Below are 14,463 nucleotides of genomic sequence, written 5' to 3' on the forward strand. Positions count from 1 at the left end.
CTTTTTTTATTTGGTTTTATCCCGCATTAACGGGCAGTAAGCCTCCCACCTCAAAATTCGGCTGTAAAGCAAAAAAGTTAGGTAGGAGGCTAACTGCCCGTAAAAGCCCGATTGGTTCAACTAATAATCAGTGGGGAAGAACAAAACTCCCACTGATTAAAGTTTCACTTTATTTACTACTTGAATGCAAGAACTACAATAAACTTCCCCGTCTAGCTCAATATACTTCTTCATATTTGTCATACCACTTGCCGGAAATGGCATGTGAATCCATGTTTTTTCATACGTTTGTATTTCCTTTTCACATGATTTGCAAAGGATTAGTTTCTTACGGAACATAGACAGTTACCCTTTCAGTTGACGCGCTTTTCCTGCGCAAAAAGCACTGCTCAGTAAAAATAGCGTTGCGAATATAATACTCACTAATGTAGCGTATGGAATCGCGCCTTTTAAGGAAAAGCCGACAGTGATGGAAGCAACAAATAAGAGAATGAATGTTGTTGTTAATTTTTTATAAAGTTCCATAGTATGTAAACCTCCTTATTTAGAAATAGAACGTTTAAAAATAAAATCTACTATATAGGCAAGTAAGAGAGGAATTAATGTACTAGTCAAATAGTAGCGAATACCACCATCAGGCATAAGTACATACAATTTTAAAAAGTTAATATCAAACCCGTAAGCGATGCATTGGAAAAGGGATAATATAATTAGGAATGGTATAATGGGTACGTATCGTGTCATATTTTGAATCATATAAATCTCCTTTATATGGATAAATATACTTATATTGTATCATATTAAATTCTTTGATTTATACATAATTTTATAAGGTAAATGAAAGGAAAGATGAAAAAATGAGCGTAACTGAACATAAAAAACAAGCTCCAAAAGAAGTGCGTTGCAAGATCGTGACGATTTCCGATACACGTACGGAAGAGACGGATAAGAGCGGACAACTATTACATGAATTGTTAAAAGAAGCAGGTCATACAGTGACTGCTTATGAAATTGTAAAAGATGATAAAGAAAGTATTCAGCAAGCGGTGTTAGCTGGTTATCACAGGGAAGATGTTGATGTCGTGTTAACAAATGGCGGTACTGGTATTACGAAACGTGATGTAACAATTGAAGCAGTGTCAGTTCTATTAGATAAAGAAATCGTCGGGTTTGGTGAGTTGTTCCGTATGATAAGTTACTTAGAAGATATCGGAAGTAGCGCAATGTTAAGTAGAGCAATTGGCGGTACAATTGGGCGTAAAGTAGTCTTTTCGATGCCGGGATCTAGCGGAGCAGTTCGCCTTGCGATGAATAAATTAATTTTACCGGAATTAGGCCATATTACATTTGAGCTGCATCGCCAATGAGTAAGCACACTGGAATTGTATTAGCGGGCGGTATGTCGAGTAGATTTGGTGAGCCGAAAGCGTTAGCGATTTGGAAGGGGACTACTTTCGTTGAGCATATTGTGAAAGTGATGACAACTGCGTTGCAAGAAGTTGTAGTCATTAGTCACTCCGATATAAAAGAGCGAGTAGAGCAATTCGTACAAGTTCCTGTTATAGAAGATATTCCGCATTATAAAGGGAATGGACCACTTGCTGGAATTGTATCAGGAATGGAATACATAGATTCAGATTGGTATATTATCGTGCCTTGCGATGCACCGAACGTTTCAAATGAATGGATTACAATTTTATTAGAGCAAACGAGCAATGAATATGATGCGGTTGTACCTATTATTAATGGAAGAAAACAACCGTTACTTGCAGCATATCATAACCGTGTGAAAGAGAAGATTTATGCTTTGCTACAGGACGAAAAAAGAAGTATGGGACAACTTTTATCACAATGTAATGTGAAGTATGTCGCTGGAGAAGATGTACAAGCGGATGCGGAATGGTTTATAAATGTGAATACGAAAGAAGAATATGTGCAGGCTCAAAAAGACCTTTCAAATGAATGAAAGGTTTTTTGATATACAGAAATTGGGGAACAATTGCTGTATATAGGTATGTGAGTAAGTAGATTTTAAGGGGATTCTCTTAAAATCGTTATACAGTAAAAATACTGTATAACCATATATTAATTTTTATGGGTTTTTATTACAAGTCTGTTTAGTTATGTATGATTCTGTTATAATTAATATAGAAATAAGGTTATGCTTCACCTTGTGTACCATTTATTAAACTAAAATTTATAATCGTGTAATAAACTCCCTTCGTTCTTTGAAGGGAGTTTTTCTGTTTAAGCGAGTAATTCTGATGTGGTGTTCTGAAGGACTGTTTCATATTGGTCAAGTAAGCCACGAAAGATTTCATCCCAGCTTTTTGTTTTAGCATAAGACGAAGCCGCTATGCCCATTTGCATAAGTTGCTCTTCATTCTGCAATAAAGAATAGATGGATGATAGAAATGAATCCTCATTTTTGGGCGAACAAAGAACTCCCGTTTTTCCATCTGTAATAATATTCTTAACCCCGCCACTATTTGCACCAATAACAGGTGTACCACATGCGAGTGACTCCAGTACGACGTTCCCAAATGTTTCAGTAGCAGATGGAAATACCATTAGATCGGAGGAAGCGTAGGTTTCAGCTAAATCCGTGCCCTGTAAATATCCAGTAAAAGTGACATTTGTTTTCGGAACAGCTTCACGCAAATTTGTTGCTAGAGGCCCGTCTCCTGCGATGAGCCAATGAATGTCGTTTAGAGAATGCGCTGATTTAACGATAAGATTTTGCAGCGTATCAATATCTTTTTCAGGAGCAATCCTTCCAATATAGGAAAGGACATACTTAGCTGTAATATTATATTTTTTTCGGAATAGGTCTTTATTGTAAGTTGGATGAAAGAGAGTACAATCTACACCACGTCCCCAAATATAGAGTTGTTGAAATCCTTTGTTCTTTAATTGATGTAATGTTTCAGGAGAAGGAACAAAGTTTTTTTGCATATGACTATGAAACCACTTTAAATAGTTCCATAGCATATTGGAGAGAAATTCGATTTTGTAATAGCGTAAATAGGCATCAAAATCAGTATGATAAGAACCGACAACCGGGATATTTAACTTTTTTGCATAATATAACCCACAAAGTCCCATATTGAAAGGCGTAGCAATATGAATGATATCGGGTTTAAAGGCAAGAAGTTCCCGCTTAATGCGCGGAGTAGGAAAGGCAAAGCGACATTCTGGATATAATATTGTTAACGGGATACTTCTGATTTTATTTACATTCGCTACGAAATTATCTTCTGCCGTATGCTGAGGGGCGAAAACAGAATAGGCGATATTTTCTTTTTGAAAATATTTGGTTAAACGTTCCAAAGTTTTTGCCACTCCGTTGACTTGTGGTGTAAATGTATCGGTAAATATGGCGACTCTCATCATATCGCTCCTTTACATGAGTGGAATGAGTTGATAAAAAGAGATGATGCCAGAGCAAGTGCCGAGGCACATGCCTACAAATACATCTGACGGATAATGAAGCCCTAAATAAATACGGGAAATACCGACGCATAGCGCTAGCGGTAATAGAAAAGCAAGCAAGTTTGGATTATAGCAAATAAATGGGATGAGGACAGAGAAAACAGCCGTTGTATGTCCGGACGGAAAAGAATGATCTTTTAATGGATGTACTGGATATTTCGCATCCTGAATTGTCAAATAAGGACGTTTTCGTGGATACCATCTTTTTAGTATTTGTACAGGAATATGGCTAATTGTTAAAGAAATAGCAGTTGCAATTGCAGCTTGATGCAAATTCCCTGTTGCGAAAATTAAAAAGAAAATTGTGAGTGCAATGGAGAAGGTGGCACCACCGATATGGGTAATATTGCTGAAAAAGATATTTAATGTTTTTTGATCAAAGTAGCGATTAATTCCTTTAAAAATGAAACATTCTATTTTATATAATCCACTGACCTTCATGAAAATTCTCCTCCCTCGTTTACATATATATGGAGATATTAGCTTCTATTTTAATAAGATTTTATTGAGGGAATAATAAGGTTTTGTAAAGAAAAAGTTAGTTTTTTATCCCGCATTAACGGGCAGTAAGACTCCCACCTCAAAGTTCGGCTGGAGCAAAGAAGTTAGGTGGGAGCCCTGCTGCCCGTAAACGCCCGATTGGTGAAGGCTAATAATCAGTGGGGGATGAACAAAACCCCCACTGATTAAAGTTTCACTTTATAAAAAAAGCTGCCAATCTTATGGCAGCAGTAAAATTATTTTTGTAATGATTTATAGTACTGACCTTTTTCAACATATTGTGTGCGAATTCGTTCCATGTCTTTGCGGTCTTCCTCTGTTAATTCACGAACGACTTTCGCAGGACGACCGAAAGCTAACGTATTAGGAGGGATTTTCTTTCCTTGTGAAACGAGACTTCCAGCACCGATGAAAGCTCCTTCACCAATTTCAGCACCATCTAATATGATAGATCCCATTCCAATTAAAGCATCTTTTTCGATTTTGCAGCTATGTAAAATAACTTGGTGCCCAACGGTAACGTCATCTTCTAAAATAAGAGGATACTGCGGGCTTTGGTGGAGTGTACATTGATCTTGTACATTTACTCTGTCACCAATGATTGTCGGTGATACATCACCACGGATGACTGTATTAAACCAAATACTTGATTCCTCACCAATTGAAACATCGCCTGTAATAGTAACATAGTCAGCGATAAAAGCACTACTCGCAATTTTCGGATTTTTTTCTTTATAAGGATATATCATGTAAAGCCTTCCTTTCCTAGAGACTAGTTTTAGTGTATCAAATTATGAAAAAGAGTGAAATGGAGGAGTTTCGTATGTGGAACTATGAAGCGGAAGAAGCGAAAGCCGTCATTATTATCGTGCATGGTGCTATGGAATATCACGGGCGTTATGAAGCAGTTGCAGAAATGTGGAATCATATCGGTTATCACGTCGTTATGGGCGATCTTCCAGCACACGGAACAACTTCAAGAAATAGAGGACATATCGACTCATTTGATGAATACATAAAGGAAATAAAGTTATGGGTGAAAGAAGCAAGAAAATATAGATTGCCTATTTTTTTATTTGGTCATAGTATGGGAGGACTTGTCATTATTCGTATGATGCAAGAAACGAAAAGAGAGGACATAGATGGGATTGTACTAAGCTCGCCTTGTTTAGGAGTATTAGCTGCACCCTCCGCTCCGCTTCGTGCTGCTTCAAAAATATTAAATATCGTTGCCCCGAAGTTACAATTTGCAACAAATCTCACTGTAGAAATGTCAACTCGCAATCATGAAGTGAGGGATGCGATGGAGAATGATTCATTGTTCTTGCGTAAAGTATCAGTGCGTTGGTATAGTGAATTAATTAAGTCTATCGAGATTGCTCATGAGAAAATAGATGATTTTCCAGATGTTCCGCTCTTGCTAATGCAGGCATGTGAGGATAAACTTGTAGATAAAACACGTGTCCGCACATGGTTTGATAATGTTAAAATGAGTGATAAGGCATATAAGGAATGGCCTAATTGTTATCATGAGTTATTAAATGAGTATGAGCGTGATGAAATTTTGAATTATATTCAGTCATTTACTGAAATACGTGTCAATAATATAGTAGAAACAAACAAATAAATTATTATTTGTACATTTAATAGAGGAGATGAAGGAAGAAGTGAACGTACCGAGTAATCCCATAACGCTCATGGCCAAAGTATACCGTGATGTGTTTCCGGTTGTACACCATGAGCTAGCGATGTGGAAAGAGCGTGCCTACCATATTCCGAATGACGAGCTTCATAGTCAAGCGATCGCAAGTATTGAAAATAAAACGTTTCATTGCGAAGGTGGTGGTATTTTAGCGCTGCTAGCAAATGAACATCGTGAGGAATGTATTCGTTTTATTGTAGCGTATCAAACGATTAGCGACTACTTAGATAATTTATGTGATCGTAGTACATCACTTGACCCGAAAGACTTTGCGGCTCTTCATGAGTCGATGGTAATGGCATTAAGTCCTGAAGTTGAAGGAGGCGGTAACTATTATCGTTATCGTGATGATCAAGATGATGGTGGTTATTTAGATGAACTCGTTGAAACATGTCAGGATGTTTTAAAGAAAACGAAGCATTATGACAAAATTGCTCCAATTCTTCATGAGCTTGCTTGTTATTATTGTGATTTGCAAATTCATAAACACGTGAAGTTAGAAGAAAGAGAACCACGCTTAAAAACATGGTTTGAAGCACATAAAGAAAATTTACCACCGATGAGTTGGTTTGAGTTTTCAGCATGTGCAGGTTCTACGCTTGGAATTTTCTGTCTTGTAGCATATGCATTTCATGATGAGTTACATGAAGAAGATATTGTGAAAATTAGACAAGGATACTTTCCTTACGTACAAGGACTTCACATTTTACTTGATTATTTCATTGATCAAGAAGAAGACCGTATCGGCGGAGATTTGAATTTCTGTAGTTATTATGAAAACGAGCAAGCTATATTAGATCGTATGAAACATTTTGTTGAAGAAGCAGAGAAGAGCATTGGTGATTTGCCTCATGCGAAGTTTCATCGTCTCATAAGCCGAGGCTTACTTGGTATTTATTTATCAGATCAAAAAGTATCAGCACAAAAGAATATGAACAAAATGGCACGGCGCATTGTAAAATACGGAGGGCTCACTTCACGATTCTTCTACTGGAACGGGAAGATGTACCGAAAGAAAATGGCGCAGTGATGAAGAAAACCACTCATATAGAGTGGTTTTCTTTTTATTACGATCGTATTTTTGAAAATACATATATGAGAAGTTCAATTGCGAAAATAACTAAAACAGATAGTCCGAATAAAGGCATGACAGCGCCTAGTATAACCATCATGATAAAGAAGACGAGTATGCTTTTCTTATCTCTTTGTTTTGGCGGTGCTGCTAATTTTCCTTTCGGCTTTCTTGCTAACCACATTTTTATTCCGTAATAAATGAGAAGTAATAAAGATAATGTCGTTAGTAAGCATAATATTTTATTTGGCCATCCGAATAAATGACCTTCATGAAGCGGGATACCGTAAGTGAACCATTGTGCCAATAAGCCATAATCACGATAGTCCGTTTTGGAAATGAGTTCTCCGCTATATTGATCAAAGTAAGCTGTTATTTCTTCATTTGGTGCGACGTGCATACCAGTAATACCAGAACCGCTCGATTTCGAAACGGTGAATACACCTTTCGGATCAGCTGGTAGTGAAATAACATATGGCTTTTTTATTTCAATTCCTTTTTGTAATGTATCAACTGAAATTGCTTTTGGCTCATTCGAATTAGATTCAGGAGGAGCTTCTTTTCTTGTTGCCCACGGCAATTCTTTTACCTTCGATTCAGGCGGTACCATATACAATTTTGGATATCCGATTGATTCATTCGACGATGCAATCTTATAAATTTGGTTACCCATAAAACCTGACCACGGCAATCCAGATGCGACTAGCAAAACGAGAGGAATTGTAAATATAATACCGATAATAGAATGACGTCGTTTTGCCTTTTCTCGCTTATTGGATGCTGGTGTGTTTTTGAATTGGCGTATACTCATATACAACCCAGTCACAATTAAAAAGATTGTCCAGCATGCCGCAAGTTCTACAATATAGTTGACGACAGTACCACCAACTAAAAGAGAACTATGCAATTCCCGCATTATATTAGCAAATGTTTCACTTGCATTTTGATCTCCGACAATTTGATTATTGCTATCTAAATACACATATTTTTGTTGCCCAGTATATTCATTTGCAATTGTAAGCCTAGTATTATAATCCCCATTAAACTCACTAATTTTCGCCACACTATAATGTGGATATTTTTTCTCTGTTAAGAAAAGCGAATCAGACATCGAAATAGATTCTGTTTGGGCGCTCTTCCCGAAATATAAATCTTTATAGATGAAATCTTCAACTTCTTCCCGAAATAAATACCCAATTCCGCTCAGTGACAAAGTAATAAGAAGCGGCGTAATAAAAAGCCCAGCATAAAAATGCCAGCGCCAAAAAATGTAATGAAGCGAACGATTTTGTTTCATACTTCAGTTCCCCTAACCTTCCCTATATGAATAAACTACTTATTTAATATAGCGAGATTAAGTGTGATTATTTTGAAAGAATTGTGAAGAAAGTTAAAAGTTTTGGGTGAGTCTGGTCGATATATTTATTGGCGTGACATGCAATACTCGATACAAAATTTTGTTGAGTGGATAAGTTCCTCGTTGCCTTTTCGTAAGCGAATTTTAAGTGCCTTTTGAAAATAAGATAGGGCAGTATGGAAGTAACCTTCATCTAATTTACTTTTTCCGTAATGTTGGTAGAAAAAATCTTCATAAGCGGGTAAGTTTGGTAGTGTTTCTAGAAGTTCGATAAAGAGTGTATTTGCAGCAGAAAATTTTCGTTCCCAATGATATGTATGTGCGAGACGAAGTTTGTTAATAAAAAGCCCTTGGATGTTGTCTGTTTGTGTGTAATATTCAATCGCCTCCTGTAAGTAATACTTACTTTCAGAAAGGTTGCCAGCGATTCTTTCATAAACGCCGATTAATCCACAGTCTTTTCCATATACATTTCCTTTTTGTAAATATTTTTTCAAAAATACAATCCCTTGCTTCATTTCAGCAAGGGATATAGGTTTTTCTCTAAGATTTTCGTCAAATGTGTATCCCATTTCAAAAGGTATATTCATTGGGACCCCCTTATATTTTCTACATACATCCTAACAACCGCTTTCGCAAGACATTGAGAGGAATCGACAAAGTCCTCACGCGCCACCACATTTAAATCGGTACATGCGATAATAGCGGTATCAACTTCATCTCGCAAGTGTAAAACGAGCGCGTTCCACAATTCACGAGCTTCCTCAATTTCTCCAGATTTAATACAAGTAATAATTTGATTAATCATTTCCTGCCATTTTCCATGATGAATGTATTCTATATTACGTTTTGTAATCCCATCTTGGTAAATCCCAGCTTGAACAGTTGCTTCTGTTGCGAGGAGAGCGACTCTTTTTGCAGTTTCAGGAATTGCTTTTAACGTTTCATCGACTATATTTAAAATCGGAATAGAAAGAGAACGCTGTAATTCTTCAAAATAAAGATGCGCTGTATTACACGGCATAGCGATAAATTCTACGCCAGTACTTTCAAGTTTTTGTGCTCCTTCAATAATCGCTTTTTTCATCGCCTCGTGATCAATAGGGCGATCCATGTAAAACGGTGTTGGGCACGAATAGATCATCATATGAGGAAAGTCCATATCATGCTTTGCTCCGTATATTGTTTGACACTTTGCTACAACTGTATCGACGAATGGTCCAGTTGATTTTGGTCCCATTCCTGCTAGTATTCCGATCATTGCTGATATTATCCCCTTTAGGTAGACAGTGTAAAAAGACCATGAACATACATGGATGTTACACTATTACTTGGAGGGGATTTTTCATGACTAAAAAAGGTTCAACATTTAATACCTATTCAGAAGAATTAAAGTTATCAGCTGTTCAAAGTTATTTAAACGGTGAAGGAAGTTACAATATGATAAAGGAAAGATATCAGATTAGAAGTTCTACCCAGCTTAAAAATTGGGTCAAAAAATATAAAGAATGTGGTGAGATTACAGATACTCGCGGGAAAAATGGGGGAATGAAAGGTATACCAAACCCTCTAAAAGGAAAACGTGTTTATTTTAAGACGATTGAAGAGGAACGTGACTACTATAAAGCGCAGGTTGAATATTTAAAAAAGCAGTATCCAAATCTATAAATGGAGGCGTACTAAAACATAAAGAGAGATATCATATCATTGAATCATTAAAGACAAAGTATCCAGTTATATGGCTTACGAAATTTGCGGGTGTACATCGTTCCAGTTACTATAAGTGGATTCATACCAAAGGTATGGAAAACATACGACTAAAATCCGAGAAACGACTAAAAAAGGTAATGCGATCTATTCACGTAAAGCACAAAGAATATGGTTATCCACGTATGAAAATCGCTTTACAGGAAGAGGGATATTTTATAAATCACAAAAAAGTATATCGCTTAATGAGTGAGCTCAATATTCAATCTATTATTCGAAAGAAGCGTCGCTTCTTTAAAGGGAACTATTCCAATGTTTTTCCGAATGTTTTAAACCGTGAATTTAAAGATCGCCAACAAAATGAGGCACTTGTTACAGATATTACTTACCTACGATTCCAAGAGGGATTTCGGTATCTTTCTGTTGTCCAAGATATTTATAATAACGAAGTTGTTTCTTGGAAAATATCCAAGCGGAATGATAATGAACTTGTATTAGATACAATTGAAATGGTGGCACAAAAAAGAGATGTGCGTGGAACCATTCTCCATTCAGATCAGGGATTCCAGTACACATCTCATGCCTACAATAAACGACTTTCCGATTTAGGTATCATTGGTAGCCACTCTCGCAAAGGAAACTGCCATGATAACGCTTGTATCGAGTCATTTTTCTCCCATTTTAAATCGGAGATGTTGTATTTGAATCATTTTAAAACAGAAGAAGATTTAATACAAGCAATTGAAGAATATATTTACTTTTATAACTATAAACGGTTCCAAAAACGACTCAACCATCGAGCGCCGATAGAATATCGAATCTCGATGGCTGCTTAGTCTTTTTAACATTGTCTACTTGACAGGGATAAGACCATTGCTTAGTCCCCTTTAATATTTAATACATCCATTATATAGGAGGATAAGAAAAAGACGTGCAATAAATACACGTCTGTTTTTGTTATGTTTTGTCGAATTGTCGATATATCGACAAAATCGTTGATATACTATCGTTGCTCAATCGCCACAATAAATGGCGGGTTATTTTGCTGGTTAATGAAGCCGTATCGTAAAACGTGAGCTTGTTTTTGATCTAGTTCTTCTGCAAATTTGAGAACAGCGTCGCGTTCTACTTGTCCTTCTGGATGACCGTGATAAATAACAAGGATGATGATACCTTCTGGTGCCATTACGTCTAGTAATTGTTCGATAGCCGAGATTGTTGAGTTCGGTTTTGTGACGATATGTTTGTCTCCGCCAGGAAGGTAACCTAAGTTGAAGATTGCGCCTGTTACTTTTCCCTTTGCATCTTCTGGTAATACGGATACAAGTGTATCGTGACTATCGTGAACTAAAACAGTACGTTCAAAAAGTCCTTTTTCTTTTAGACGGATAGTAGAGCTTTCGATTGCTTCTTTTTGAATATCAAATCCAAATACTTTTCCGTTATCTCCAACGATTTCAGCTAGGAAGCAAGTGTCATGACCATTGCCGAGTGTTGCGTCTACAGCGTAATCTCCTTCTTTAACAGCCGTTTGCAGCAGCGTGCGAGCAAACGGTAATACACGCTCTAATTTCATTTTTGTTTCTCCTCATTTGCATATTTTCCTTGCCAGCTTCCGCGGCGTACAAATTCTGCATCGATGGAATTTAATACTTCCCATTTATTTAAGCTCCACATTGGACCGATCATTAGATCAGGTGGACCGTCACCTGTGATGCGGTGCACAATTACGTCTTCTGGAATAATTTCAAGTTGATCAACAACGAGACTTACGTAATCTTCAAGAGAAAGGAACTCTAGTTGCCCCTTTTCATATTGCTTCACCATTGGCGTTCCTTTTAATAAATGAAGTAAATGAATTTTAATTCCTTGTACGTCAAGTTTGACAACTTCACGAGTTGTTTCCATCATCATGTCGTAATCTTCAAGGGGAAGACCGTTAATAATATGAGAGCAAACTCTAATGCCGTGTTTGCGTAATTTATTTACGCCTTCCACATACGATGGATAATCGTGAGCGCGATTAATAAGATTTGCAGTTCGTTCATGAACAGTTTGTAATCCGAGTTCAACCCAAAGGTACGTGCGTTTATTTAAGTCCGCTAAATATGCAACGACATCGTCCGGTAAACAATCTGGACGAGTTGCGATAGAAAGACCGACAACGTCTTTTTCTGCTAGAAGCGGTTCGAATGTTTCTTTTAACACTTCAAGTGGTGCGTGTGTATTTGTGTACGCCTGGAAATAAGCGATACATTTTCCGTCTTTCCACTTTGCATGCATTTTTTCTTTCATTTCATGATATTGCGTTATAACATCATCGCGGCGATCGCCGGCGAAGTCACCAGATCCAGCGGCACTGCAAAATGTACAACCGCCGTAAGCAACTGTACCGTCACGGTTCGGACAATCGAAGCCAGCATCTAATGAAACTTTAAAGATTTTTTCACCAAATTCATTTCGTAAATGGTAATTCCATGTATGATAACGTTTATTGTCGTTTGTATATGGAAAAGGGTTTTGAACCTTCATTACTTTCCCTCCTAAGCCGAGTCAAAATGAAACAAATAAAATCCATTATAACATACTCATAAGGTTGAGATGGAAGGGACACACTAAAGGGGAATTGAAGCAAGGAGGGACAATTATGGCAGAGCGTCAATCACTTGAATCGTATATTACACAAGCGGAACAAGCGGTGGAATATGCGAAAGAACAATTAGACCTTGGCATGAGACAAGAGCATTACAATACGATGGAGTATTCGGATGCTCAGTTGCAATTAGAGCAAGCATATAACGATTTACAAACGATGCAACAACATGCGAATGATGAGCAACGTGAGCAATTAAATAGAGCACGTATGGCAATTCGCCAACTGCAACATCAAATGATTATTACACCGCACTAATAAGGAGTGAATGTAATGGCGAAACGTTCAGATCAAAATAATCCAGAACAAAAAACGCAAAATGGACATAACGCTGAGTTTTCAAATGAACTTGATCCAGTTGTGCAAGTGAAACAGCGTAACAGTAAAAAGGGACAACCTCAAAGATCAAAGCAATCAGAGTAAACCAGGTCGCAATATGACCTGGTTTTATTTTATCCCGCGTTAACGCCCGATTGGTTCAACTAATAATCAGTGGGGGATGAACACCTCCCACTGAATGAAGTTTCACTTTATTATATTACAATAATGTAAGATTTCTGTAAGGTTTGTCGATGGTTGTGAGCCACTTTCTCCAGTAGAGTAAGGAAGGATTAAATTTTATCCCGCATTAACGGGCAGTAAAACTCCCACCTTAAAATTTAGCTGGGCAAAGAAGTTAGGTGGGAGATCAACTGCCCGTAAATGCCCGATTGGTTCAACTAATACTCAGTGGGGGATGAACAAAACCCCTACTGAGTATAGTTTCACTTTATACAAGGAGTTGCTTTATGGGGAACAATATTACAAACAAACGAATTGATGAGTTAGATTACATTCGTGGCTTCGCATTACTGGGGATTATTTTAGTAAATATTCTTGCACTACTTCACATTAAAATTCCAGATCCTAATACAGTGGATGCTAGTTATCAAAGGTTTCTATACTTATTTGTAGAAGGTCGTTTCTTCTCAATCTTCTCATTCTTATTTGGAGTGGGATTCTATATCTTTATCTCTAGAGCGATTGCAAAGGGGGAAAATGGCTATGTCTTATTTTTACGACGCGTAGTGGCATTGTTTATTTTTGGCTACATTCATCAAATGTTTCAACCTGGAGAGGCATTAGCGTTATACGCGATTTGCGGGTTAATCGTTTTACCGTTTTATAAAGCGAAAAAAGAAGTGAATCTAGTACTAGGGCTTATTTTGACAATTACCTTCAGTGTAATGGGAGCTAAAGAATTTTTACCGCTAGGTCTAATTTTATTAGGGCTTGCTGCAGGACAATATCGTGTATTTGAAAATCTCACGCAAAATATAAAGCAAGTTGCTATTTTTACAGGTATTATGTTTGTTTTAAGTGTCGTAGCTGTATGGTATCAATATGGGCATGTTCCTGCTGAACCATTTATAAATATGATACTTGAGAATGAGGATGGGACAATGGATGCTGCAAGCCAATTCTTAAAAATTGGTGTGACAGTTGGACCGATTATTTCAGCTTTCTATGTAGGAACATTAATTTTATTGCTTCAACTAAAACCAGTTCAGACAGTATTAGCACCACTGAAATACTACGGTCGTATGGCTTTAACAAATTATATCGGACAAACTGCAATGATTTTAATTGCAGGTAGTGTATTTAACTTTGCAGGAAACTTAACTTACATGCAAACGTTATATGTGTGTATCGCAATTTATGCGATTCAAATTGTATTTAGTGTAATTTGGATGAAAATCTTTAAAATGGGGCCACTAGAATGGATTTGGCGTGTTATTACGTATTGGACGGTAACACCTTTAAAGAAATAAAGAGAGAAGTGGGCTGTTCCTTTTGTGGAACAGCCCATTTTTATTGTCATCTTTTTCGGTAAGTCGATATTACTTGTCGAATCGCTAATAAAATTTCATTTACCAATGAACCTTACACACTCATCTTTTTAATATTACAAAAGTGTAAGGTAAATGTAATGTTAACAA

19 protein-coding genes are annotated in these 14,463 nt (G+C 37.0%); 8 read left to right on the plus strand and 11 right to left on the minus strand.

Going from position 1 to position 14,463, the window contains the following annotated elements; genetic code table 11:
- Nucleotides 1-156: 156 nt before the first annotated feature.
- The 3 genes from CDB3_RS26795 to CDB3_RS26805 are packed head-to-tail and all read right to left on the minus strand — an operon-like array spanning nucleotide 157 to nucleotide 756.
- Nucleotides 157-339, minus strand: a complete 183-nt coding sequence (locus tag CDB3_RS26795) for a hypothetical protein (protein WP_128856574.1) — start codon at nucleotides 337-339, stop codon at nucleotides 157-159.
- A 6-nt stretch (nucleotides 340-345) separates the two neighbouring features.
- Entirely contained in the window at nucleotides 346-525 is a 180-nt protein-coding gene (locus CDB3_RS26800; RefSeq protein ID WP_002067722.1) for a hypothetical protein, read from the minus strand.
- Between the two features lie 15 nt (nucleotides 526-540).
- A complete protein-coding gene (locus CDB3_RS26805) occupies nucleotides 541-756 on the minus strand; it encodes a hypothetical protein (RefSeq protein ID WP_128856575.1) in 216 nt (71 codons plus the stop codon).
- 101 nt (nucleotides 757-857) lie between these two features.
- On the opposite strand from CDB3_RS26805, the gene CDB3_RS26810 reads away from it, so the two are divergent.
- Together CDB3_RS26810 and CDB3_RS26815 are read left to right on the plus strand one after the other, a co-directional pair.
- Nucleotides 858-1,367: a MogA/MoaB family molybdenum cofactor biosynthesis protein gene (locus CDB3_RS26810; protein WP_128856576.1), complete on the plus strand. Its 510-nt coding sequence runs from the start codon at nucleotides 858-860 to the stop codon at nucleotides 1,365-1,367.
- A complete protein-coding gene (locus tag CDB3_RS26815; RefSeq protein WP_128856577.1) occupies nucleotides 1,364-1,966 on the plus strand; it encodes a molybdenum cofactor guanylyltransferase in 603 nt (200 codons plus the stop codon). The genes CDB3_RS26810 and CDB3_RS26815 overlap by 4 nt, the downstream gene beginning before the upstream one ends.
- Nucleotides 1,967-2,247: 281 nt before the next feature.
- Here CDB3_RS26815 and CDB3_RS26820 read toward each other — a convergent pair whose 3' ends face one another.
- From CDB3_RS26820 to CDB3_RS26830, 3 genes are all read right to left on the minus strand, one after another.
- Nucleotides 2,248-3,390 carry a glycosyltransferase family 4 protein gene (locus CDB3_RS26820; RefSeq protein ID WP_128856578.1) on the minus strand — a complete coding sequence of 381 codons (1,143 nt, stop codon included), beginning with the start codon at nucleotides 3,388-3,390 and terminating at the stop codon, nucleotides 2,248-2,250.
- A gap of 12 nt (nucleotides 3,391-3,402) precedes the next feature.
- The gene (locus CDB3_RS26825) at nucleotides 3,403-3,933 is read right to left on the minus strand and encodes a phosphatase PAP2 family protein (RefSeq protein WP_128856579.1); all 531 of its coding nucleotides are present in this window, start codon (nucleotides 3,931-3,933) and stop codon (nucleotides 3,403-3,405) included.
- Between the two features lie 296 nt (nucleotides 3,934-4,229).
- Nucleotides 4,230-4,742 (minus strand): gamma carbonic anhydrase, encoded by a 513-nt coding sequence (locus CDB3_RS26830; RefSeq protein ID WP_128856580.1) that lies wholly within the window; start codon nucleotides 4,740-4,742, stop codon nucleotides 4,230-4,232.
- A 74-nt stretch (nucleotides 4,743-4,816) separates the two neighbouring features.
- Between CDB3_RS26830 and CDB3_RS26835 the strand changes: the two genes are divergently transcribed.
- A complete protein-coding gene (locus CDB3_RS26835; RefSeq protein ID WP_128856581.1) occupies nucleotides 4,817-5,620 on the plus strand; it encodes an alpha/beta hydrolase in 804 nt (267 codons plus the stop codon).
- 40 nt (nucleotides 5,621-5,660) lie between these two features.
- Nucleotides 5,661-6,725 (plus strand): tetraprenyl-beta-curcumene synthase family protein, encoded by a 1,065-nt coding sequence (locus CDB3_RS26840; RefSeq protein WP_002138728.1) that lies wholly within the window; start codon nucleotides 5,661-5,663, stop codon nucleotides 6,723-6,725.
- 37 nt (nucleotides 6,726-6,762) lie between these two features.
- On the opposite strand, the gene CDB3_RS26845 is transcribed toward CDB3_RS26840, so the two are convergent.
- From CDB3_RS26845 to CDB3_RS26860, 3 genes are all read right to left on the minus strand, one after another.
- Complete coding sequence (locus CDB3_RS26845) at nucleotides 6,763-8,064, minus strand: PepSY-associated TM helix domain-containing protein (RefSeq protein ID WP_128856582.1); 1,302 nt, start codon at nucleotides 8,062-8,064, stop codon at nucleotides 6,763-6,765.
- 125 nt (nucleotides 8,065-8,189) lie between these two features.
- Nucleotides 8,190-8,714, minus strand: coding sequence for a hypothetical protein (locus tag CDB3_RS26855; protein WP_128856583.1), 525 nt, complete (start codon nucleotides 8,712-8,714; stop codon nucleotides 8,190-8,192).
- Entirely contained in the window at nucleotides 8,711-9,385 is a 675-nt protein-coding gene (locus CDB3_RS26860) for an aspartate/glutamate racemase family protein (RefSeq protein ID WP_128856584.1), read from the minus strand. Before CDB3_RS26860 ends, CDB3_RS26855 begins: the two co-directional genes overlap by 4 nt.
- Nucleotides 9,386-9,471: 86 nt before the next feature.
- Between CDB3_RS26860 and CDB3_RS26865 the strand changes: the two genes are divergently transcribed.
- A protein-coding gene (locus tag CDB3_RS26865; RefSeq protein WP_372708537.1) for an IS3 family transposase occupies nucleotides 9,472-10,667 on the plus strand; the annotation gives its coding sequence in 2 pieces (ribosomal slippage) (nucleotides 9,472-9,766 and nucleotides 9,766-10,667; 1,197 coding nt in all).
- Between the two features lie 167 nt (nucleotides 10,668-10,834).
- Here CDB3_RS26865 and mnmM read toward each other — a convergent pair.
- Nucleotides 10,835-11,407 carry a tRNA 5-(aminomethyl)-2-thiouridylate-methyltransferase MnmM gene (gene mnmM / locus CDB3_RS26875; RefSeq protein ID WP_128856585.1) on the minus strand — a complete coding sequence of 191 codons (573 nt, stop codon included), beginning with the start codon at nucleotides 11,405-11,407 and terminating at the stop codon, nucleotides 10,835-10,837.
- Nucleotides 11,404-12,363: a tRNA modification radical SAM protein MnmL/YtqA gene (gene mnmL / locus CDB3_RS26880; protein WP_128856586.1), complete on the minus strand. Its 960-nt coding sequence runs from the start codon at nucleotides 12,361-12,363 to the stop codon at nucleotides 11,404-11,406. Before mnmL ends, mnmM begins: the two co-directional genes overlap by 4 nt.
- 115 nt (nucleotides 12,364-12,478) lie before the next feature.
- On the opposite strand from mnmL, the gene CDB3_RS26885 reads away from it, so the two are divergent.
- From CDB3_RS26885 to CDB3_RS26895, 3 genes are all read left to right on the plus strand, one after another.
- A complete protein-coding gene (locus CDB3_RS26885) occupies nucleotides 12,479-12,742 on the plus strand; it encodes a YtzC family protein (protein ID WP_000840865.1) in 264 nt (87 codons plus the stop codon).
- Between the two features lie 15 nt (nucleotides 12,743-12,757).
- Complete coding sequence (locus CDB3_RS26890) at nucleotides 12,758-12,907, plus strand: hypothetical protein (RefSeq protein ID WP_001129345.1); 150 nt, start codon at nucleotides 12,758-12,760, stop codon at nucleotides 12,905-12,907.
- A gap of 365 nt (nucleotides 12,908-13,272) precedes the next feature.
- A complete protein-coding gene (locus tag CDB3_RS26895) occupies nucleotides 13,273-14,295 on the plus strand; it encodes a DUF418 domain-containing protein (protein WP_128856587.1) in 1,023 nt (340 codons plus the stop codon).
- The last annotated feature ends 168 nt before the right edge of the window (nucleotides 14,296-14,463 follow it).

This window comes from Bacillus sp. CDB3 (assembly GCF_002081505.1).
In the GTDB taxonomy this organism is placed as follows: domain Bacteria; phylum Bacillota; class Bacilli; order Bacillales; family Bacillaceae_G; genus Bacillus_A; species Bacillus_A cereus_AT.

Coding starts and splice junctions, on each gene's coding strand:
- CDB3_RS26855 (WP_128856583.1), bottom strand. CDS start 8,714: ATGAATATACCTTTTGAAATGGGATACACATTTGACGAAAATCTTAGA.
- mnmM (WP_128856585.1), bottom strand. CDS start 11,407: ATGAAATTAGAGCGTGTATTACCGTTTGCTCGCACGCTGCTGCAAACG.
- CDB3_RS26890 (WP_001129345.1), top strand. CDS start 12,758: ATGGCGAAACGTTCAGATCAAAATAATCCAGAACAAAAAACGCAAAAT.
- CDB3_RS26795 (WP_128856574.1), bottom strand. CDS start 339: ATGTTCCGTAAGAAACTAATCCTTTGCAAATCATGTGAAAAGGAAATA.
- CDB3_RS26810 (WP_128856576.1), top strand. CDS start 858: ATGAGCGTAACTGAACATAAAAAACAAGCTCCAAAAGAAGTGCGTTGC.
- CDB3_RS26800 (WP_002067722.1), bottom strand. CDS start 525: ATGGAACTTTATAAAAAATTAACAACAACATTCATTCTCTTATTTGTT.
- CDB3_RS26820 (WP_128856578.1), bottom strand. CDS start 3,390: ATGAGAGTCGCCATATTTACCGATACATTTACACCACAAGTCAACGGA.
- CDB3_RS26845 (WP_128856582.1), bottom strand. CDS start 8,064: ATGAAACAAAATCGTTCGCTTCATTACATTTTTTGGCGCTGGCATTTT.
- CDB3_RS26860 (WP_128856584.1), bottom strand. CDS start 9,385: ATGATCGGAATACTAGCAGGAATGGGACCAAAATCAACTGGACCATTC.
- CDB3_RS26885 (WP_000840865.1), top strand. CDS start 12,479: ATGGCAGAGCGTCAATCACTTGAATCGTATATTACACAAGCGGAACAA.
- CDB3_RS26815 (WP_128856577.1), top strand. CDS start 1,364: ATGAGTAAGCACACTGGAATTGTATTAGCGGGCGGTATGTCGAGTAGA.
- mnmL (WP_128856586.1), bottom strand. CDS start 12,363: ATGAAGGTTCAAAACCCTTTTCCATATACAAACGACAATAAACGTTAT.
- CDB3_RS26830 (WP_128856580.1), bottom strand. CDS start 4,742: ATGATATATCCTTATAAAGAAAAAAATCCGAAAATTGCGAGTAGTGCT.
- CDB3_RS26805 (WP_128856575.1), bottom strand. CDS start 756: ATGATTCAAAATATGACACGATACGTACCCATTATACCATTCCTAATT.
- CDB3_RS26895 (WP_128856587.1), top strand. CDS start 13,273: ATGGGGAACAATATTACAAACAAACGAATTGATGAGTTAGATTACATT.
- CDB3_RS26825 (WP_128856579.1), bottom strand. CDS start 3,933: ATGAAGGTCAGTGGATTATATAAAATAGAATGTTTCATTTTTAAAGGA.
- CDB3_RS26835 (WP_128856581.1), top strand. CDS start 4,817: ATGTGGAACTATGAAGCGGAAGAAGCGAAAGCCGTCATTATTATCGTG.